18 protein-coding genes are annotated in these 17,539 nt (G+C 32.9%); 6 read left to right on the top strand and 12 right to left on the bottom strand.

The genetic code is table 11. The features are described 5' to 3' along the window. Positions 1-32: 32 nt before the first annotated feature. The gene (locus NST63_RS11210) at positions 33-356 is read left to right on the top strand and encodes a hypothetical protein (protein ID WP_079991118.1); all 324 of its coding nucleotides are present in this window, start codon (positions 33-35) and stop codon (positions 354-356) included. 50 nt (positions 357-406) lie between these two features. After that, positions 407-799 (top strand): hypothetical protein, encoded by a 393-nt coding sequence (locus NST63_RS11205; RefSeq protein ID WP_201788800.1) that lies wholly within the window; start codon positions 407-409, stop codon positions 797-799. 170 nt (positions 800-969) lie between these two features. Here NST63_RS11205 and NST63_RS11200 read toward each other — a convergent pair whose 3' ends face one another. The 4 genes from NST63_RS11200 to NST63_RS11185 form a co-directional block, all read right to left on the bottom strand. Next, on the bottom strand, positions 970-2,223 hold the full coding sequence (locus NST63_RS11200) for an MFS transporter (RefSeq protein ID WP_071974968.1): 1,254 nt from the start codon (positions 2,221-2,223) through the stop codon (positions 970-972). A gap of 130 nt (positions 2,224-2,353) precedes the next feature. Further along, the gene (locus NST63_RS11195) at positions 2,354-2,629 is read right to left on the bottom strand and encodes a YqhV family protein (RefSeq protein WP_058004351.1); all 276 of its coding nucleotides are present in this window, start codon (positions 2,627-2,629) and stop codon (positions 2,354-2,356) included. A 96-nt stretch (positions 2,630-2,725) separates the two neighbouring features. After that, a complete protein-coding gene (locus tag NST63_RS11190) occupies positions 2,726-3,061 on the bottom strand; it encodes a hypothetical protein (RefSeq protein ID WP_071974969.1) in 336 nt (111 codons plus the stop codon). Between the two features lie 37 nt (positions 3,062-3,098). Next, on the bottom strand, positions 3,099-4,463 hold the full coding sequence (locus NST63_RS11185; protein ID WP_212945191.1) for an amino acid permease: 1,365 nt from the start codon (positions 4,461-4,463) through the stop codon (positions 3,099-3,101). Between the two features lie 177 nt (positions 4,464-4,640). Between NST63_RS11185 and NST63_RS11180 the strand changes: the two genes are divergently transcribed. The 3 genes from NST63_RS11180 to NST63_RS11170 all read left to right on the top strand — a co-directional run bounded on the left by NST63_RS11180 (position 4,641) and on the right by NST63_RS11170 (position 6,263). After that, a complete protein-coding gene (locus tag NST63_RS11180; protein WP_071974971.1) occupies positions 4,641-4,994 on the top strand; it encodes a hypothetical protein in 354 nt (117 codons plus the stop codon). 123 nt (positions 4,995-5,117) lie between these two features. Continuing rightward, positions 5,118-5,564, top strand: coding sequence for a YndM family protein (locus NST63_RS11175; RefSeq protein WP_058004347.1), 447 nt, complete (start codon positions 5,118-5,120; stop codon positions 5,562-5,564). Between the two features lie 75 nt (positions 5,565-5,639). Next, positions 5,640-6,263 (top strand): LysE family transporter, encoded by a 624-nt coding sequence (locus NST63_RS11170; protein WP_071974972.1) that lies wholly within the window; start codon positions 5,640-5,642, stop codon positions 6,261-6,263. Between the two features lie 456 nt (positions 6,264-6,719). On the opposite strand, the gene NST63_RS11165 is transcribed toward NST63_RS11170, so the two are convergent. The 5 genes from NST63_RS11165 to ku all read right to left on the bottom strand — a co-directional run bounded on the left by NST63_RS11165 (position 6,720) and on the right by ku (position 11,587). Continuing rightward, complete coding sequence (locus NST63_RS11165; RefSeq protein WP_212945190.1) at positions 6,720-8,702, bottom strand: LTA synthase family protein; 1,983 nt, start codon at positions 8,700-8,702, stop codon at positions 6,720-6,722. 344 nt (positions 8,703-9,046) lie between these two features. Further along, positions 9,047-9,247: a cold-shock protein gene (locus tag NST63_RS11160; protein WP_058004345.1), complete on the bottom strand. Its 201-nt coding sequence runs from the start codon at positions 9,245-9,247 to the stop codon at positions 9,047-9,049. Positions 9,248-9,728: 481 nt separating this feature from the next. After that, positions 9,729-9,890, bottom strand: coding sequence for a YjcZ family sporulation protein (locus NST63_RS11155; RefSeq protein ID WP_212945189.1), 162 nt, complete (start codon positions 9,888-9,890; stop codon positions 9,729-9,731). Positions 9,891-10,004: 114 nt separating this feature from the next. After that, positions 10,005-10,661 carry a phosphatase PAP2 family protein gene (locus NST63_RS11150; RefSeq protein WP_212945188.1) on the bottom strand — a complete coding sequence of 219 codons (657 nt, stop codon included), beginning with the start codon at positions 10,659-10,661 and terminating at the stop codon, positions 10,005-10,007. A gap of 86 nt (positions 10,662-10,747) precedes the next feature. Further along, positions 10,748-11,587 carry a non-homologous end joining protein Ku gene (ku, locus tag NST63_RS11145; protein ID WP_212945187.1) on the bottom strand — a complete coding sequence of 280 codons (840 nt, stop codon included), beginning with the start codon at positions 11,585-11,587 and terminating at the stop codon, positions 10,748-10,750. Positions 11,588-11,718: 131 nt separating this feature from the next. Here ku and NST63_RS11140 point away from each other — a divergent pair, with 131 nt between their 5' ends. Further along, positions 11,719-13,557, top strand: coding sequence for a DNA ligase D (locus tag NST63_RS11140; RefSeq protein WP_341042113.1), 1,839 nt, complete (start codon positions 11,719-11,721; stop codon positions 13,555-13,557). Between the two features lie 61 nt (positions 13,558-13,618). Here the strand turns inward: NST63_RS11140 and dapF are convergent, their stop codons facing one another. The 3 genes from dapF to NST63_RS11125 form a co-directional block, all read right to left on the bottom strand. Continuing rightward, positions 13,619-14,602 carry a diaminopimelate epimerase gene (gene dapF / locus NST63_RS11135; protein WP_341042111.1) on the bottom strand — a complete coding sequence of 328 codons (984 nt, stop codon included), beginning with the start codon at positions 14,600-14,602 and terminating at the stop codon, positions 13,619-13,621. Between the two features lie 159 nt (positions 14,603-14,761). Then, complete coding sequence (locus NST63_RS11130) at positions 14,762-16,015, bottom strand: EAL and HDOD domain-containing protein (protein WP_212945184.1); 1,254 nt, start codon at positions 16,013-16,015, stop codon at positions 14,762-14,764. A 157-nt stretch (positions 16,016-16,172) separates the two neighbouring features. Then, on the bottom strand, positions 16,173-17,456 hold the full coding sequence (locus tag NST63_RS11125) for an NCS2 family permease (protein ID WP_341042108.1): 1,284 nt from the start codon (positions 17,454-17,456) through the stop codon (positions 16,173-16,175). Positions 17,457-17,539: the final 83 nt, after the last annotated feature.

Raw genomic sequence — 17,539 nt, 5'->3', positions numbered from 1 at the left:
ACCTACTAAAGTGAAAAAATGGAGGGCTTTAGATGTCAAAAAGAAATCGTAACCGGAATAATAACAATGTCTTTTCTGACGAAAATCGCAGAAACAACACCCGGACAAATGTTGATGTAAATGTCGATACTGATCTAGATAATGAAGTTCGTAACAGAGCAGATGCTGATTCTGAATCGAATGTAAGAAATACTGACAAAAACACTAATATCGCGAAAAGTAATCTTCACAATTCTGGCAATTCAAGAGTAGACATTCGTATAAATAGCCGTAGCAATGCACGTGTTCGTTCTGAGCAAGATCAGGACAATGATCAAGATCAAAATAGCAATGTTGATGTTGACTTTGATTTTTAAAATCTTAAAGTGGGATACTGTTTCCCACTTTTATTTTAGTAGGTGATGTTATGGGTTCACGAATTCCAGTCACAACTAATTCGATTACAAATAGAAATAAGCGCACTACTCAAAATATAGCTGAAAATACAAATACTCTTAAATCTAAAAATGAAAGCCAGTCCATTGAAGATACTCGTATTAACATAAACAACGATAATAAGAATACAATTGGTCAGAGCGGTAACTCTGATGTAGATGTTCATGTTGATGTCCATGTTGATACAACTGCAATTGGCTTTGCCATCCTTTGTTCCCTACTAGCTACTAAACAAATGAGTAATGCTGAGTTCGAAGAAGCAGTAAGCCGTCTTCAACAGATCACCCAAAATAAATTTGTTTTTAATGATAATAATAGTTTATCTACAGTAAAACTATTCGAAGACAATCATAGAGTGAATTAACAATAATTCACTCTTCTTTATGTCAGAAGTCCTCCTACTTTTTAAGAAAAATAAGGCAAAATATTTTTCATTCTAGTCTTCACCATTTGTTCAATATTTTATGATTTCTCGAATTATTTCTATGCTTCAAAAAATATGCCGTACGATAAATAGTACGACATTCAATTTAGTTATTCATTATCAGGCTTTATTGCAAAAAAGGTCGCAATCAAGGCTATTATACTTAATCCACTTAGTAAATAAAAAAGTGAGTTTTCAGCGTTCTTCATTAAGATAGCCATTATAGGAGGACCTGCTGCAACCCCAATAAATCGCATTGAGCTATAAATAGATGAGATGGTTCCGCGCTCCTGTTTTGCAATTCCCGACGTAATAAATGCATCTAAACATGGTAATCCAACACCTATTCCAATCCCACTAATTAAAAATAAACTAAGCATAAACCACATGTCTTTTGACATTCCTAGAAATGCAATAGATCCAGCAAGTAATACTATTCCACCGAAAGTAATCCACTTCATTAGTATTTTATTTTCTTTTATTAATTTACCTGTGATATAGGAAGCGATACATAATCCGCCTAAAGGTATCGCCAGTAAAAGCCCTTTTTTAACATCCTTTATATGATAAACCTTTTCTAAGATATCAGACATAAAGAACAATACTGCAAAAAGAACAAACATTAATATTATTCCGATCAAAAAAATTGCGAATAGCCATTTCCAATTATTTTTGAATGTATCTTTTATACTTGCTATAAACTTTTTGAAGGGAATAGGTTCTTGCTTCTTTTTCGGGCTTTTCACTAAAAAAATCATTAATAAAATCGAAAGTAGGCAAAAAATAGGAATGGAAAAAAACGGGATAAACCATACGAAACCAGCCAAAAAAGCACCTAAAATTGGACTCAGTACTTTTCCTAGAGTATTCGATGTTTCAATTAAACCTAAGGAACTACTGACGTCATCATCACTTTTAAACATATCACCAACAAGGGGCAAAACAATAGGAAATGCACCTGCAGCTCCGACGCCTTGAAGCGCTCTTCCGATTAGAATAATCCAATAAGGATTTTCCATTTTCCAGCCAGCCCATGCGGAAATGAGTCCGCCTATACCTGTAATAATTAAACTTGGAATAATGACATTTTTTCTACCGATATGATCAGATAAAAACCCTGCAACGGGAATTAGTATGATTGCTACTATTGAATAAACGGTAATAATCATACTAGACTCAAAGGGAGAGATGCCTAACTGCTTTTCCATTGCAGGAAGAACTGGAATTAGCATAGAATTTCCTAGTGTCATTACAAGCGGAATAGATGATATAGATAATACAGCCCATTTTTGATTATTTTTTTTCGAATCGCTTTTCGATCTTTTCTTTCCAACTACAGATTGAATATTTTCTACATGTTCCATTATTGACACGCCTTTTTGTGTTTTATTTTCAAAGATGGATTAAAAGTCTTAAACGAATCACGCTACTTTTAATATGGACTAATACTCGATAAAATACATGTACCTTTTGATTACATTTTATGGAATGTCCTTAATTTCCTTTTACTCCATAGAGAATACATGCTACCCCACCAAATATCCAAAGCATCTTAGTAAAAGAAATCTTATCTGCAAGACCAAATAAACCGATTGTTGTTGTAAGGATTAAAATAATTGGACCAATAAGAGCGAGGGAGCTATTAATAACTAGAGCCTTTTCCACATCATTATATTTAAGGATTAATAAAGCAACTAAAATCTCTATACTCCCAGATATAATTCTTAAAAATGCCATCCCTATAATCGCTTTTTCAAAGAAAAGAAACATCATTGTCCTCCTCAAGCACATCACTTTTTTACATTATATGCATCATGTGGTCGGAGAAGGACAAGTAATAAGCATTATCGAGAGTTTTTACTAAATCTACTCTTTTTTACTTTCCGGTTTTTTCTCATTTAAAGTTCGGTATAATTGGGTATTCATACTTCCTTGAACAATATTGTCTAGAAAAAAGCTACCAATTATTTTTAGATATTCTTCATCAGCGAACATCTTTTTGTTTTGCAGTTCCATTTCTGCTAATCCTTCATAAGTCGAAAGAACTGCATATGTATGATCAGGGCCAGTAATAGGAGTTAAAATTTCCATTTGATGACTATAATTTTCATTACGATAATTTTTCATTTCATGTAAATTTTCGATAGCTTCTTTAAATTTTTCTTGTTTAATTTGAAAAGTTTGATAAACAAATACGGGCATAATTCTACCTCCAAAATTTTATAGTAAATTGGCAATATCAAATGCCTTGTGGAAATAAATTTTTCTTCTTTCTTTTTGTCATTTGTAATATGACAATGACAATAATTACCACTGCAACAAAACCAATACTTACAAAAAATCCTGGCCTACTCGTCTGATGAATGCATGTCCCACTAACAGCAAGTACTATTAATAACATGCCTATGAAACGCTTTAAATGATCAAATTTGGTTGCTTTAATTAATCTTGGAAAAGAAATAAGTATAAAGAACCAGTTATATAAAAGCATGAGTCCTGCAGCAGTTGTTATATATTCATACACCCGATCAGGCATTATTAAAGCTAATATAATTGAAAGGATCATTCCACAAATAGTTAAGCCTAATGCAAGTGGGGGTACCTTCATTTTTCCTTTTTTAGAAAAAATCCTAGGTGCATCGCCATCCTCTGCTAACGTTACTACCATACTAGTTACTGCGAATAAAGATGCAACCATTGTTGAAAATCCAGCAATAATTATTCCACCTGTAAACAAATGAGGAAAGAAGGAAATATCATATTTATCAAGAGCAATTACAAATGGACTTTCCTTCGCATTAAATTTATTGAAACTTACTAAACTCGTTGCAAATATCAATGATATTAAATAAATGAATGTTAGCATAAGAAGCATACTTGCCCCTGACTTTTTTGCATCTTCTTTTTTCTTTAATCTAGTAGCCATAATACCCATAATCTCGATGCCACCAAAAGCGTAAAAACCAAAGATAAGTGAGGACCACAAGCCCATAATTCCTTTTGGAAAAAAATCTGTCTTGTGATAATGAAAGTGAAAATCTGCCTTACTTCCCCCAAAAAAGCCGATAACTACAGAAATGGCAAGCACTATAAACATAAAAATAGCAGCAATCTTTATGATTGCAAATACATTTTGAGCTCTTTCAAATCCCTTTGTGCCTATAATGACAATAAGTATACCAAGAAGAGCGTATCCCGATGCAAATATCCAAAGGGGAATATTCGGAAACCAAAACCTCGATAAAATTGATAGAGCAGTTAATTGGCTACCAGTGATCAACATTTCTGAAAACCAGTATACCCATCCACTACTAAAACCCGCCCAGGGACCGAATGCCTTTTTAGCATAGGACCGAAATGAACCCTTTTGAGGGTCTTGTGCTGACATTTTTGATAAGGCTTCTGAAACGATATAAGTACCTACACCAGCTAATATAAAGGTAATAAGGATTGAAGGACCAGTCATCTTAATTCCTATTCCCGATCCTAGAAAATACCCTGTACCAATAATGCAACCTAATCCAATAAGTGAAAGTTGCCACCAAGCTAGTTTTTTCTCATTGCTATCCTCTTGTTTTTTTCCCGCACTAGCAGGTATCTCCATAAATTTATCCCCTCCTTATTACTCAATTTATTATTTGTCTCACTATTATTTATTATGTAATAGGAAAAATAATGGCTTTTTAATCCAATAATTTTAACTTCTGTCTAATCATAATTACCAGAAGACAAGCATATGTGTAAAAGTGCAAAGTACTATCATAAAGGAGTGTAAACTTAAATGACTAGGAAACGATTTAATAAAAAGCTTTCAATTGTCGTTATACTTCTATTTACTTTATTGACTATGGCCTTTTTAGATCATAAAACGGAGGTAGATACGTTTAAGGTACCAGTATCGATTGCAACAATGGGAAATGATCAGGAAAATCAATCAACGAAATTGAACGAAACCATTAATTTAGAATTTAAGCTCGTTGATACAAAAGAAGATAAGGATGAAGGAGAAATCGTTGAGACTTACCAAGAATTTGAAGTGTATAAAGATGAAAATGGTGTTGTTACAAAAGAAGTGCCAACAAACCATTATAATTACTTAACCTATTCAACTGACAATGGAAAATCTGATCAATAAAAAATTCTGCTGTCTCTTCCTACAGAACGGGCAGTTTTTTTATTTATATCCATTGTAGAACGAATAAACTTTCCTTGTTATATAGAAACTATTATCAATTCAATTATGAAAGGAGTTACACTTTTGAAAAGATTAACTGCATTGGTGCTTAAATTTGGGGCCACTCTCATTGCACTCTTTATTGTATTAGGTCTTATTTATGGCATGTCTTTCCAAAGTATTGTCTTACTTACAGCTGTAATAGGTGTTGTATCTTATATTATCGGTGATTTATTAATCCTACCTCGGTCAAACAATATCGTAGCTACTGCAACAGACTTTGGTTTAGCTTTCCTGTTAATTTGGTCTATTGTATCTTTTGGAAATGTAGATAACAATTATCGTGCACTCTTTTTTGCATCCTTATTAGGAGCATTCGCTATATCTATTTGTGAGTCTCTTTTTCATATCTATATGTATCGAAACTTCTATCAGGATGAACCGAAAAGTAAGCGAAGAATTTCTGTCATGAATTATGCAATGGAGAGTTCAGAAGAAATAGCTCCACCAAATAAAAAAAGCAAGAAATAATCTTATAAATAGTTGTACAAGCATAGTCCTCTGAATACAATGTAATACACAAATATTGTATGGAGGACTATTCATTTGAACAACTTTATTAGTTATGTTTTTTTAGGGATTACTTTAGCTGCTCCAATCGGACCAATAAACGCTGCACAATTAGATAAAGGGATAAAAAGCGGATTTCTTCACGCTTGGTTTGTAGGACTTGGAGCAATAGTTGCAGATTGTTTTTACATGCTGTGTGTATATTTTGGACTTGTTCACTTTTTGGAAGCGCCTATTTTAAAACTATTTCTTTATTTATTCGGTTGTTTTGTCTTAGCGTATACAGGAATAGAGAGCCTGTGTACTGCAGGAAAAATTTCAACAAATCAATTTCGCAATAAGGAATCTTTAAGAAAATCATTTTCAACAGGTTTTCTTATGTCTATCTCAAATCCATTATCTATTTTATTCTGGCTTGGTATTTACGGATCAGTTTTAGCTAAATCTGTTCAAACCGTCGATTCAAGTCAACTTATCTTTAATAGTAGTGCCATATTTATCGGTCTCTTCATTTGGGATATTGCTATGGCTGGTCTAGCTAGTACCTTTCAAAAGGTTATCAATTCAAAATTTCTTACCCTAATTTCCTACTTATCTGGACTATCACTCATCGGTTTTAGTATCTACTTCGGATTTGAAGCTTATAAAATGATATTTTAATATTAATGGTAAGTTCATACGGCCATCAATTTAAACCAAGTTCATTCATAAAACGATTGATGGTCTTAGTATCATCATCATGTATTCTATATAATCCTTAGCTCTATTATAATGATACCACGCGAACTGTGCATTCATGATAATATCTTCTTATAAAGCATTCAAGCTATTTAGATAAGCCTTCTCCATTTCTTAGTACATAATTTTTTCTCTCATCATGCTTCTACAGAGTCTATTCCTTCTCATAAATGGAAAATATTCCTCTTTGCCTCTAGCGCGTCTAATTACTTTCTATAGCAACTAATTACGTTGATAAATGATAAGATGACTTTTTCTAGTGGATTTTTCATTTCTAATTCCCTTTTTTTACTTCAACTGCATACCTTTAAAATGAAAATACCCCGTATATGGTAGTCATTAAACTATCATTTACGGGGTATTTCTCAATGAGAATTTTTATTTATCTTTATTATTTTTTTCTTTTTCTTTTTCACTTGTAATTGGATTATTGATCGTTTGATCTGTTGTGTAATCATAATCCGCGCGATTTACTGGTGTAAAGCCATTAGGTGTATAGAATCTTAATAAATCATCATAAACCACTTTATCTGAAAGTTCTAATTCAGTTTTTGAAACCTTGTCACCTTCTTGACAAAGCTTATTATCCACTTTCTCACCCGTTGGATTACTATAACACTCACCACTTACTTGTGTTACATCTTTTGATACAAAATCACCATTACGGAATGGAACAATTTGACGATGCTCTTTAGATAATAAATCAGAACCAAATTGAATGTATTCTTTTGTATCGATACCAAGTAAATGCATTAGAGTAGGACGAACATCAACTTCACCACCATATGTGTGGTCAGCCTTTGCTTTCACTCCTGGTACATGTATAAATAAAGGAACTCTTTGTAATTGAGCATTAATATAAGGAGTAATTTCATCTACACCCATTACTTTAGCCATTGCTTTATTATGATTTTCTGATAAACCATAATGGTCACCATACATCACAATAATCGAGTTATCATATAAACCAGATGTTTTTAAATCATTAAAGAATTGTTCAATTGACTCATCTAAATAATGAGCAGTTTGAAAATACTTATTAACAATTTTATCTCCAAAGTCACCTTCCGGGAAATTAGGGTCGTTATTTAACTCAAACGGGAAGTGGTTTGATAGTGAGATAAATTTTGTATAAAACGGTTGTGGAAGTTTTTCAAGATAAGGCATTGACTCTTTGAAAAATGGTTTGTCTTCCATACCATAGTTAATTGTATTTTCCGGACTCATATCATAGTAATTCGCATCAAAGAACTTATTATATCCAAAGGACTTATAGATTTCATCACGATTCCAGAATGTTTTCGTGTTACCATGGAATACTGCAGATGTATACCCTTTTTGTCCTAAAATCGCAGGTGCTGCTTGATATGTGTTCAGTGCTTTAGTAGTGAACACTGCACCTTTTGGTAGAGGGAATAATGAGTTCTCCATCATAAATTCAGCATCAGATGTTTTCCCTTGTCCTGTTTGATGGAAGAAGTTGTCAAAATAAAATGTGTTTGGGTCCTTCGTCAATTTATTTAAGAACGGTGTAACTTCTTGACCATCTAATTTGTAATTAATAATAAAGTTTTGTAGAGATTCTAAAGAAATGTAAATGACATTTCTACCCTTTGCTGCACCAAAATAATCTGGATTTGGTTCAGAATGGTTTGCCTTCACATAATTTTCAACATCAACTACATCACTACTATCAGCTAGCGCACGTTGTGCAGATGATTTTGTCGTTTGAATCGCATCATAAATCGTATAGTTATATGCTCCTAAATATTTTACGATATAGTTACGATCGAACGTACGTGTTAATAATTCTGGGCGATCAGCTTCAGCTAATCCTAAGTTAATGATAAAAAATGCAATCGCTGCTGCAAATACAGCAAAGATTGAGCGACGATTTATTTTTTCTGCTTGTGATTTAATTACTTTAAATACAATTAAACCGATTATGATAATCGTATCAAGGAAATAAAGCACATCATAAGGCTCCATTAACGCTGCTGCACTTCCGCCTAAATCTCCAAAGTTCTTTGTTTGAAAAAGTACTGGAATGGTAATAAAATCATTGAAAAATCGATAATAACAGACGTTTGCATATAACAGTATCGATAAAATTAAATCGATAACTATGATCGCAATTGTACGGGCACGTCCTTTAAAGAACAACGCAAAGCCAAAAAAGAGTAATGCTGAGCTTATTGGGTTAAAGAACAATAAGAACGCCTGCATACTATTTTTAATGTCTAAATTAAATTCTGCCTGATAAACTGCATATGATTTTAACCAAAACAAAATAACGATTAAGAAAAACAAAGAAAACTTTTTATTTAACAAACTATGAATTTTTGATTTTATATTTCCCATTTTTTTACCTCCTATTTGTCATCGTGATGACTCAAAGGTGAATGAATTGAATTACGTTGATATTTTTGACCCCATGTAATTGGTACTCAATCATTTTAATACTTTCTAAAAAAAAAGCAAGCATTTTTAAAGAAAACAGTATATCCGTACTAGTAAAAAATATCGGTAAATTAGCTGATTTTTCGACAAAAAAAATAAACATACTGTTTTATATTAGGCTAAAACTATGTTTAACTTATATATATTATAACATATTTTTATTTAGATTCTCGAACTTCATATAATTGTCAAAGTTTCTTATTCCAATAAAAAAAACTGCCTAAAAAAGGCAGCTTTTTAATCAATTATAGTTTTACAACGTTGTCAGCTTGAGGTCCACGTTGGCCTTCAACGATATTGAATTCAACACGTTGACCTTCTTCTAATGTTTTGTAGCCTTCTCCAGCGATTGCACTGAAATGTACAAATACATCATTTCCACCTTCAACTTCGATGAAGCCGAATCCTTTTTCACTGTTAAACCATTTTACTGTACCTTGTGTCATATATAGACAACCTCCAAAAATTTTTTAATATGTTACTCATATTTACGCAGTAAATAAAAATTCACATATTATAAAGAGCATCCACACAAATAAAAGTAGGTACTCTTTATAACATGTGAATCTAATAAACTCGATATTTGCATCCATAATAGATAATAAAAATGATTGGTATCCTTGTAATGCCTAAAGTAAAATGTAATGCATTGCACTATGCATCTGTCTTTCAAAACAACGAAAGCCCTTCCTCTCTTCCGTCCTTACGGTTCCTAGACCGCGCCAGTATGAATTGAAAACTCCAAACCATACAGCGGAAAAGAATATAGCTTCAAAACTATTCACTCCTTAACTGAGTACTACCATATTGTACAACTATTTACAAAAAAAATCAACAAATATAGAAATTCTCCCATTTATTTCATGGATTTTCTTGTTTTCTTTATATATAATGAAAAGGCATCTAAAAAATAGATGCCTAAAATAATCACCAGAAGCCGCCATATCCACCATATCCGCCATAACCGTAGCCGTAGCCACAACCACCGCCGCCAACATAGGCAGCACCTACTATTATTAAAAGGATAAATAATACGACGATAAACGCAAAACCACCGCCATATCCTACTCCACCTGCAGCACCACTCATATGGTCATTCCTCCCTTATAGAAACTTCCCTAGCATAGTATTCATTTATTGGGATTTGGGAATAGAAATTTATATTATTGGGCGAAAATGGACAATAGCCTATATAAGTAAAACCTATTGATTTTTTCTCCGTTTCCATTTCTCAATTATTCCATATGTATTAAAACAAATGATTAACCAAAATGCTCCAGCAATATATCCACCGACTACATCACTTGGGTAATGAACACCTAAATAAATTCTACTTATTCCTACAATTAAAATCATTATAATACCAATAATGGCCCCACATAACTTAGCCCATTTATGTTTATAAACTTTGAAAAGTACAAACGCTAAGCATCCATACAATATCATTGACCCCATCGAATGTCCACTAGGGAAACTATATCCTTGTTCTTGAATAATCGGTTGAATATCAGGTCTTTCACGTTTAAAATACAATTTTAAAATCTTATTAAATACACCCGCACCTAGTCCAATTGTAAGTGCCAAAAACAAACACATTAAGCGATGACGTGTAATAAATAAAATGATGATTGCGATTACTGAAATGATTGCTACTCCTTTTACTGAACCAAAGAATGTGATAACTAACATTATGGAAGTTAACCTATCAGATATATTGCTTTGTACTATTGAAATTATATTGTTATCAAATGAACGGATTTGTGGTCCATTTAAGCTTGTACCAATCATCCAAAACGCCAATATAAAAACCACTAGCAATAATATTTGAATTGCACTTAACCAAATTACTTTCCTTTGCATCCTTAAACCTCCTGAAAACACTAATCATTTTATGGTAACATAAGAAATGAAAAAGACAATTCTTTTTCGAACTGTCTTGTCATTCTTTACTGGACTTTTTTCTCCTTTCCTGGGGATTTCCGACGTCTTGTAGGGGCTTTCTTTTCAACCTTGGGCTTCGTTTTATCTATGGATGCTTGCAATGCAGCCATTAAATCAGTAACATTTGCTGTTGGAATCTTTTCTTTCGGTGTAACCATTTCTTTCCCTGTCCGTTTCGATTCAATCAATTCCATAAGTTTAGAACGGTATTCATCTGTATATTTCTCTGGTTCAAAAGGAGTAGTTAATTGATCGATTAAAAGAATTGCGGTATCAATTTCTTTTTTTGTTACTTGATCCTCTACTGGTACATTCGGTACATCTCCTACATTTCTTACTTCATCTGGAAAATGAATGGTCTCCATTACTAATGTGTTTTCATATACCCGTATCACGGCTAATTGTTCTTTAGAACGCATAACAATTTTTGCAAGTCCTGATTTTTTAGATTCAATCAATGCTTTGCGAAGTAATCCATATGCCTTCATGCCACCTTCATTTGGAGACATATAATAACTACGATTATAATAGATTGGATCTATTTCCTCCATTTTAATAAAATCAATAATTTCAACAGCCTTTTCTTCAGTTGCCTTCTTTAAATCCTCCAACTCTTCATCCTCAAGTATCACATATTTTCCCTTTGCAATTTCATATCCTTTAACAATTTCATTCATAGATAGTTCTGTTTCACAAACTGGACATCTTTTCTCATATTTTATTGGTGTGTGGCATTTTTTATGAAGTGATCGAAGCTTTATGTCTTTATCCTCAGTCGCAGCATGTAGTTTGATTGGTATATTGACTAATCCAAAGCTAATGCTCCCTTTCCAAATAGTGTGCATGGATGTCACCCTTTCGTAAATAACTATATATTATAAGGGTTAATTGTTAAGGGTGGTTTCATACTTAAAAAGTTATGGAAATAATATATCCCATCTTGTTAATAATCACTTGAATAGAAAGGGGACTAGCTATGAAACCGATGCTCCCAACTTTGAAATCAATTGCTCCTCTCACTTCAGATTGGCTATTTGAAATCAAATATGATGGTTTTCGAGCTATTTTAGATTGGGACCATAACACGATACATTTATGGAGCAGAAATGAAAAAGATCTACTTCCACAGTTTCCAGAAATTAAAGAGTATTTATTAAGTATCTACGATCAATTCAAAGATGTACTTCCTTTAATATTTGATGGTGAACTAGTTGTTTTGGAAAATGAAGGAAAGGCGAATTTTGGAGAATTACAGAAAAGAGGTCGCATGAAGTCACTTGATCGAATTCAGCAAGTTGCCTATAAAAGACCATGCACTTACTTAGTCTTTGATCTATTAACCATTAATGGAAATACCCTCATTGATCAAAGTTATTTAGAACGAAAAAAAATGTTAAAGGGCTTGTTTGTAACTTACCAATTACCTTTAACTCCAACACCTGGTACTTTTGAACTACTTCAATACATTCCAAATGAACAACATTTTGATACGATATGGGAACAAGTCACAACGGATGACGGAGAGGGCATCATTGCAAAACTAAAAAAAAGTAAATGGGAAGTTGGTAAACGGACAGAAACATGGCTAAAAATAAAAAATTGGAAGAAAGTTTCATGCTTTATTACTGCGTTCGATTCCACCAATGGATATTATCATGTTGGTGTTTTTAAGGGAGAGCAGATCTACCAAATAGGCTTATTTTTATTCAGTCTAGATCCTGATCAAAAAAAAGCATTAAGACAAGTCATTAAGGCGAATGCACTTAACAATCAGAATGGTGTCCTTAATATCCATCCTTCGATATGTGTTGATATTCATTATTTGGAGTGGTATGAGGAACAGCTGCGAGAACCACATTTTCATGAGTTTCGTTTTGATTTATCACCAGAATCCTGTACATATGAACAGTTTCTTTTAGATGAAGCAGCTATACCAAGGGAAATTGCGGTGACCCACCCAGATAAACCACTTTGGGAAAAGGAGCACATAAAAAAGTTAGATTTTATTCGATATATGAGAGAAATTTCGCCATTTATTCTGCCTTTTCTACGTAATCGTACATTAACTGTAATTCGTTATCCCCATGGTGTATTTGGTGAACCTTTTTATCAAAAAAACTGTCCTGATTACGCACCGAATTTTATTCAAACATACCATCAGGAAAGCATAGATTATATTGTTTGTAATGATTTAAAAACATTAATGTGGCTGGCCAACCAATTAGCAATTGAATACCATATACCATTTTCTACTATAAATAGTACTTATGTGAGCGAGATCGTTTTTGACTTGGATCCTCCATCTAGAAACGAGTTTCACTTAGCGGTTACAGCTAGCCTAATGATGAAGAAAATATTTGATCAATTAAATATTATTAGCTTTATTAAAACATCAGGAAATAAAGGACTGCAAATATATATACCATTGATTGATGGTACATATACTTGGAGTGATACTCGATTATTTACGGAATTTATCGCTAATTATCTTGTAACAGAAAGATCTGACCTCTTTACTATTGAACGAATGAAGAAAAAGAGAAATGGACGATTATATGTTGATTTTGTACAACATGCAGAAGGAAAAACCATTATTGCTCCGTATTCAATGAGAGGTCATAGTGATGCACTTATTGCAACACCATTGTTTTGGGACGAAGTGAATGAAAATCTTAATCCAGAATCCTTTACAATTCCCACCGTCTTGCATCGGGTTAATACCCTCGGATGTCCATTTGCTAACTATGTAAAAGCAAAATCAATACAAGTTTTCGAACCTATACTTAACTTTTTAAAAGCAAATAATGTGAAATAAGAAGAAAACGGAGCTATATAGAGGAGCTCCGTTTTGACAATTTATTTAATTCATAGTTACATTAGAAGAGAATCTTCTCAACATATTCTTTCGCATGTGTTTCTAATTGTTCATATCGAATTTGTTCTTCTTTGTAATGTGTTGTGCTACTTACCTCAAAGGAACTTTGATTATTGTTCATAATGATTTCTGCATCATATAAGTAAGTTGCATTTCCAATGAGTTCAATCCAATAGGTTTGATCAGACTTATGAACGACACAACGAACTTTTCCACCATTATTATATACATCAATTTCCTCTTCATAATTATTTAAGGACAATATACATGAAATTAATGATGACGCAGACATGGCGGTTCCACAAGCATTTGTGAATCCAACACCACGCTCAAACGTACGAACATAGATAACTCCTTTTTCAATGGAATGAACAAAGCTTACATTAACTCCATCAGGAAATAACTGATTGGGTCGATTTACATATTCAGAAATCATTCTTTGTGTATTCGTTCGCATCATTTCTTTATCTACAAAAGTTATAAGGTGAGGATTTGGAACAGCGACTGCGCTAAATAATAATTGATCTGAGAGTTCATGAATCTTTTCATTCACCAGTTGCTCTTGTTTAAGATTCAGCGGTAACGCATCTAACGAAAAAAGTACTGGTGATATTTCGACACAATAGGTTGGTAATTCATTAAAAATAGAATCTGACTTATTCACCTTTAAAATCGCCTTCATTGTTTCTACTCTTATTTCATCTTTCTGTAATAATTCACACACATATCTACCAACACAGCGCAAGCCATTGCCACACATGGAAGCCTCTGAGCCATCAGCATTAAATACTCTCATTTTTGCATCTGCTTTATCACTTTTCATGACAAAGAGAATACCGTCCGCACCTAATTCAGAATTTCTGTCACAGAGAGTAATACTCAAATTTTGACGGTCCTCTTCAGAAAACGTATATGGCATAGAGATTTCATCTATTAATAAAAAGTCATTTCCTGACCCATGGCATTTTCGAATGTTAATATTCATAGCCTTCCCCCATTAATTCAATGTGTTAATTTAAGCTCTATCTTCAAGATTAATGTTAATTAGAAATTTCTAATGATCACAATTTCTAAAAGGATTCATTTCAAACCTAATATACATATATCCATAATCCTACCATTAAGGGTGACATAAAAAATAAAATCAATCAAGTGTGATATATGAAAAATCCTCATTCATGACCTGGTCACTCCATTCCCATGCTTGTTGATAAAATCTTGACAGTTCTTGCTCAGTAAGATTAGTAAGCTGTAATAATTCATCCATTCTTTCCCATTCCGCTTTTTCCAGAGCAATCGATAAATCAAGCACTTTCCGCATATTATTCTCTTCACCACATAATGCATTAAAAAGGCTTTCCTCCAATGATAATTGATTTAGCACCTCATCCATTGGCTTAAAGAGGATAGCGTCTAATAAAGAAAAAAGACCTAACAAAAAAAATTTCGGTGATTCTGATTTACCGAACTGCTTTTCAGATATTAACTCACAAAACTTCGCTCTAGTTAAGCTCGTTCTACATACTTCTTCTGAAAGTTGTTGTCTCCATCCAGCGTTTTCCCTTATTGCTAAAATAAATATCCATCTTTTAATTTCAATTAAACCTAGTAATATAATTGCCTGATGGATAGAGTGTATTTTTTGAGTAGGACGGTGAGCTGGTGAGTTTATTAGTTTTAATAGTTTATAGGCTAATGATAAATCTTGTTCAATAATCATACTAATATGCTCAATACTGACATCTTCATTAGATAATAAACGAACGATTTGTAAGTACGAATGAAAAGATGCTGGAATATCAAATGTTGAAATAATAACAGGTTGACTAAAATAATAGCCTTGAAAATACGTATAGCCATTTTGTTTAGCCTCTTCAAACTGCTCCTTCGTTTCAACTTTTTCAGCCAGTAATTTTATGTTAAACGATTGAATAATTTTTTCTATTTCTTTTCTTTCGATTTTATTCGTGTTCATAAAATCTATTTTTACTATATCTACAAATTTTAATAATTCTAATGAGTACAGATTATTACTATAAAAAATATAATCATCCAATGCAATTTTATAACCTAGCTTTTTTAATTCGCTACATATTTCTACTAATTCTCGAGAAGGAGTAACATTTTCAAGTATTTCAATCACTATATCCCTTGGTGAGAAATAAGTTGGAACCTTATGCTTAAGAAGGTTTTCGGTAAAATTAATAAAACATGGTAGTCCTGATGAAAGATTATCTATACCAATATTAAAAAAACTGTTAATGATTACGTCAGCAGTTGCTTGATCCCCATCAATATTCGGGAAGGAATTGACATTATCATTCCTATACAATAATTCATATGAAACAACCCTATTATCAATATTAAAAATGGGCTGACGTGCAACAAAAACTTCCATCGAGCTCTCTCCCTGCTTTAAAATGCATAATATTTCAAAATATATACGATTCTCTACTAAATGTATGTTAACAAATTACTAGGATAAAAGTCTATATTCAAAAAATAGAAAAAGAGGGTGAATCCATAAATGGTTCCCCTCAAATTGTCAAACAAAATTACATATACTGTAATAAAAAATTGATAAAAAACAAACATGCAATAATATAAAGAGGAATGGATACGTCCTTTGCTTTACCAATAGAAAGCTTCAGAACAGGATAAAGAATAAATCCAATCGCAATTCCATCTGAAATGCTAGATGTAAATGGAATCATAGCAATGATTAAAATAGCTGGCAGTGCCTCGGTCATGTCACGTAAATCCATAAATCGAATATTTTGAGTCATCAATATGCCAATTAATATAAGGATGGGGGCAATTGCATTATCCGGTATAATTTTCATATAAGGTATTGCAACTACAGACAATAAAAACAGGGCCCCAGTAGTGATTGCGGTTAAACCGGTACGGCCACCAGAGGTAATTACGGCAGTTGATTCTACAGCTGACACTGTTGGACTAGATCCAAGCAGACCCGAAAAAATCGCAGAAATACTTGTTGCCTGTAATCCTTTACTAAATTTAGCTTCGTTTTTTAATTGGACTGTATGACTATGAACAAGACCGATATTTTCAAACACGACAACCATAGAAATTGTAAATACCGCAACCCAGAAAGACAACGTCCATACCCGTTCAAAAGAAAAATGACCAAAAACTATTTGATAATTTTCTAATGAAAAACCTTGCTTACCTGTTTTCGGTACAATTCCAAATAATGCTGATAATCCAGTTCCAAAAAGAATGGTCCATAAGAAATGTCCCTTTACATTTCTCAAAAAAAGGATCAATAATACTAAGAAGGTGATAATCGTAGCCAAAACTTTTATATCACTTAAATTACCTAATGCAATGATGGTAGTTCCACCACGAACGACAAGACCACCTTTTTCTAATCCAATCAGCATTAAAAACAATCCTAACCCAACGGTTATAGCATCCTTTAATGTTGTAGGAATAGATGTATTCAAAATGTTTGCCAATCTTGTAAATGCAATGATCGAAAAGATCATGCCTGACACAAATACAACTGCTAAAGCCTCTTGCCAGGTCAATCCCATTGATTGTACTAGTGTGTAAGAGAATAATGCATTTATTCCCATACCTGGTACAAGAATAATTGGTGAATTTGCCCATAATCCCATTATTAAACAACCAAAAAAAGAAGTTAAAATGGTTGCAATAACAGCACCTTCTAACGGTATACCTGCTTCGGAAAGGATAAGGGAATTAACAGCCATAATGTATACTACAGTAAAAAAACCAATGACTCCAGCCGTTATTTCCTTTTTCACTGATGTCTGATGATTTTTAATCTGAAAAATACCTTTCTTATCCATTTATTTGACACCTATATTTAGTTGTCCCTCTCCCAACCCGCTTTTATCTGTAAGAAAATACAGATTAGCCACAATTTAATATT

The sequence above is a fragment of the Heyndrickxia sp. FSL W8-0496 genome (genome assembly GCF_038007825.1).
In the GTDB taxonomy this organism is placed as follows: Bacteria; Bacillota; Bacilli; order Bacillales; family Bacillaceae_C; genus Heyndrickxia; species Heyndrickxia oleronia.
Note: the sequence above shows the minus strand (reverse complement) of the source record. Positions and strands in the feature narration are given on the sequence as shown.

Coding starts and splice junctions, on each gene's coding strand:
- NST63_RS11195 (WP_058004351.1), bottom strand. CDS start 2,629: ATGTTTCTTTTCTTTGAAAAAGCGATTATAGGGATGGCATTTTTAAGA.
- NST63_RS11210 (WP_079991118.1), top strand. CDS start 33: ATGTCAAAAAGAAATCGTAACCGGAATAATAACAATGTCTTTTCTGAC.
- NST63_RS11200 (WP_071974968.1), bottom strand. CDS start 2,223: ATGGAACATGTAGAAAATATTCAATCTGTAGTTGGAAAGAAAAGATCG.
- NST63_RS11180 (WP_071974971.1), top strand. CDS start 4,641: ATGACTAGGAAACGATTTAATAAAAAGCTTTCAATTGTCGTTATACTT.
- dapF (WP_341042111.1), bottom strand. CDS start 14,602: ATGAATATTAACATTCGAAAATGCCATGGGTCAGGAAATGACTTTTTA.
- NST63_RS11205 (WP_201788800.1), top strand. CDS start 407: ATGGGTTCACGAATTCCAGTCACAACTAATTCGATTACAAATAGAAAT.
- NST63_RS11130 (WP_212945184.1), bottom strand. CDS start 16,015: ATGGAAGTTTTTGTTGCACGTCAGCCCATTTTTAATATTGATAATAGG.
- NST63_RS11150 (WP_212945188.1), bottom strand. CDS start 10,661: ATGCAAAGGAAAGTAATTTGGTTAAGTGCAATTCAAATATTATTGCTA.
- NST63_RS11140 (WP_341042113.1), top strand. CDS start 11,719: ATGAAACCGATGCTCCCAACTTTGAAATCAATTGCTCCTCTCACTTCA.
- NST63_RS11160 (WP_058004345.1), bottom strand. CDS start 9,247: ATGACACAAGGTACAGTAAAATGGTTTAACAGTGAAAAAGGATTCGGC.
- NST63_RS11125 (WP_341042108.1), bottom strand. CDS start 17,456: ATGGATAAGAAAGGTATTTTTCAGATTAAAAATCATCAGACATCAGTG.
- NST63_RS11190 (WP_071974969.1), bottom strand. CDS start 3,061: ATGCCCGTATTTGTTTATCAAACTTTTCAAATTAAACAAGAAAAATTT.
- NST63_RS11185 (WP_212945191.1), bottom strand. CDS start 4,463: ATGGAGATACCTGCTAGTGCGGGAAAAAAACAAGAGGATAGCAATGAG.
- NST63_RS11165 (WP_212945190.1), bottom strand. CDS start 8,702: ATGGGAAATATAAAATCAAAAATTCATAGTTTGTTAAATAAAAAGTTT.
- NST63_RS11155 (WP_212945189.1), bottom strand. CDS start 9,890: ATGAGTGGTGCTGCAGGTGGAGTAGGATATGGCGGTGGTTTTGCGTTT.
- ku (WP_212945187.1), bottom strand. CDS start 11,587: ATGCACACTATTTGGAAAGGGAGCATTAGCTTTGGATTAGTCAATATA.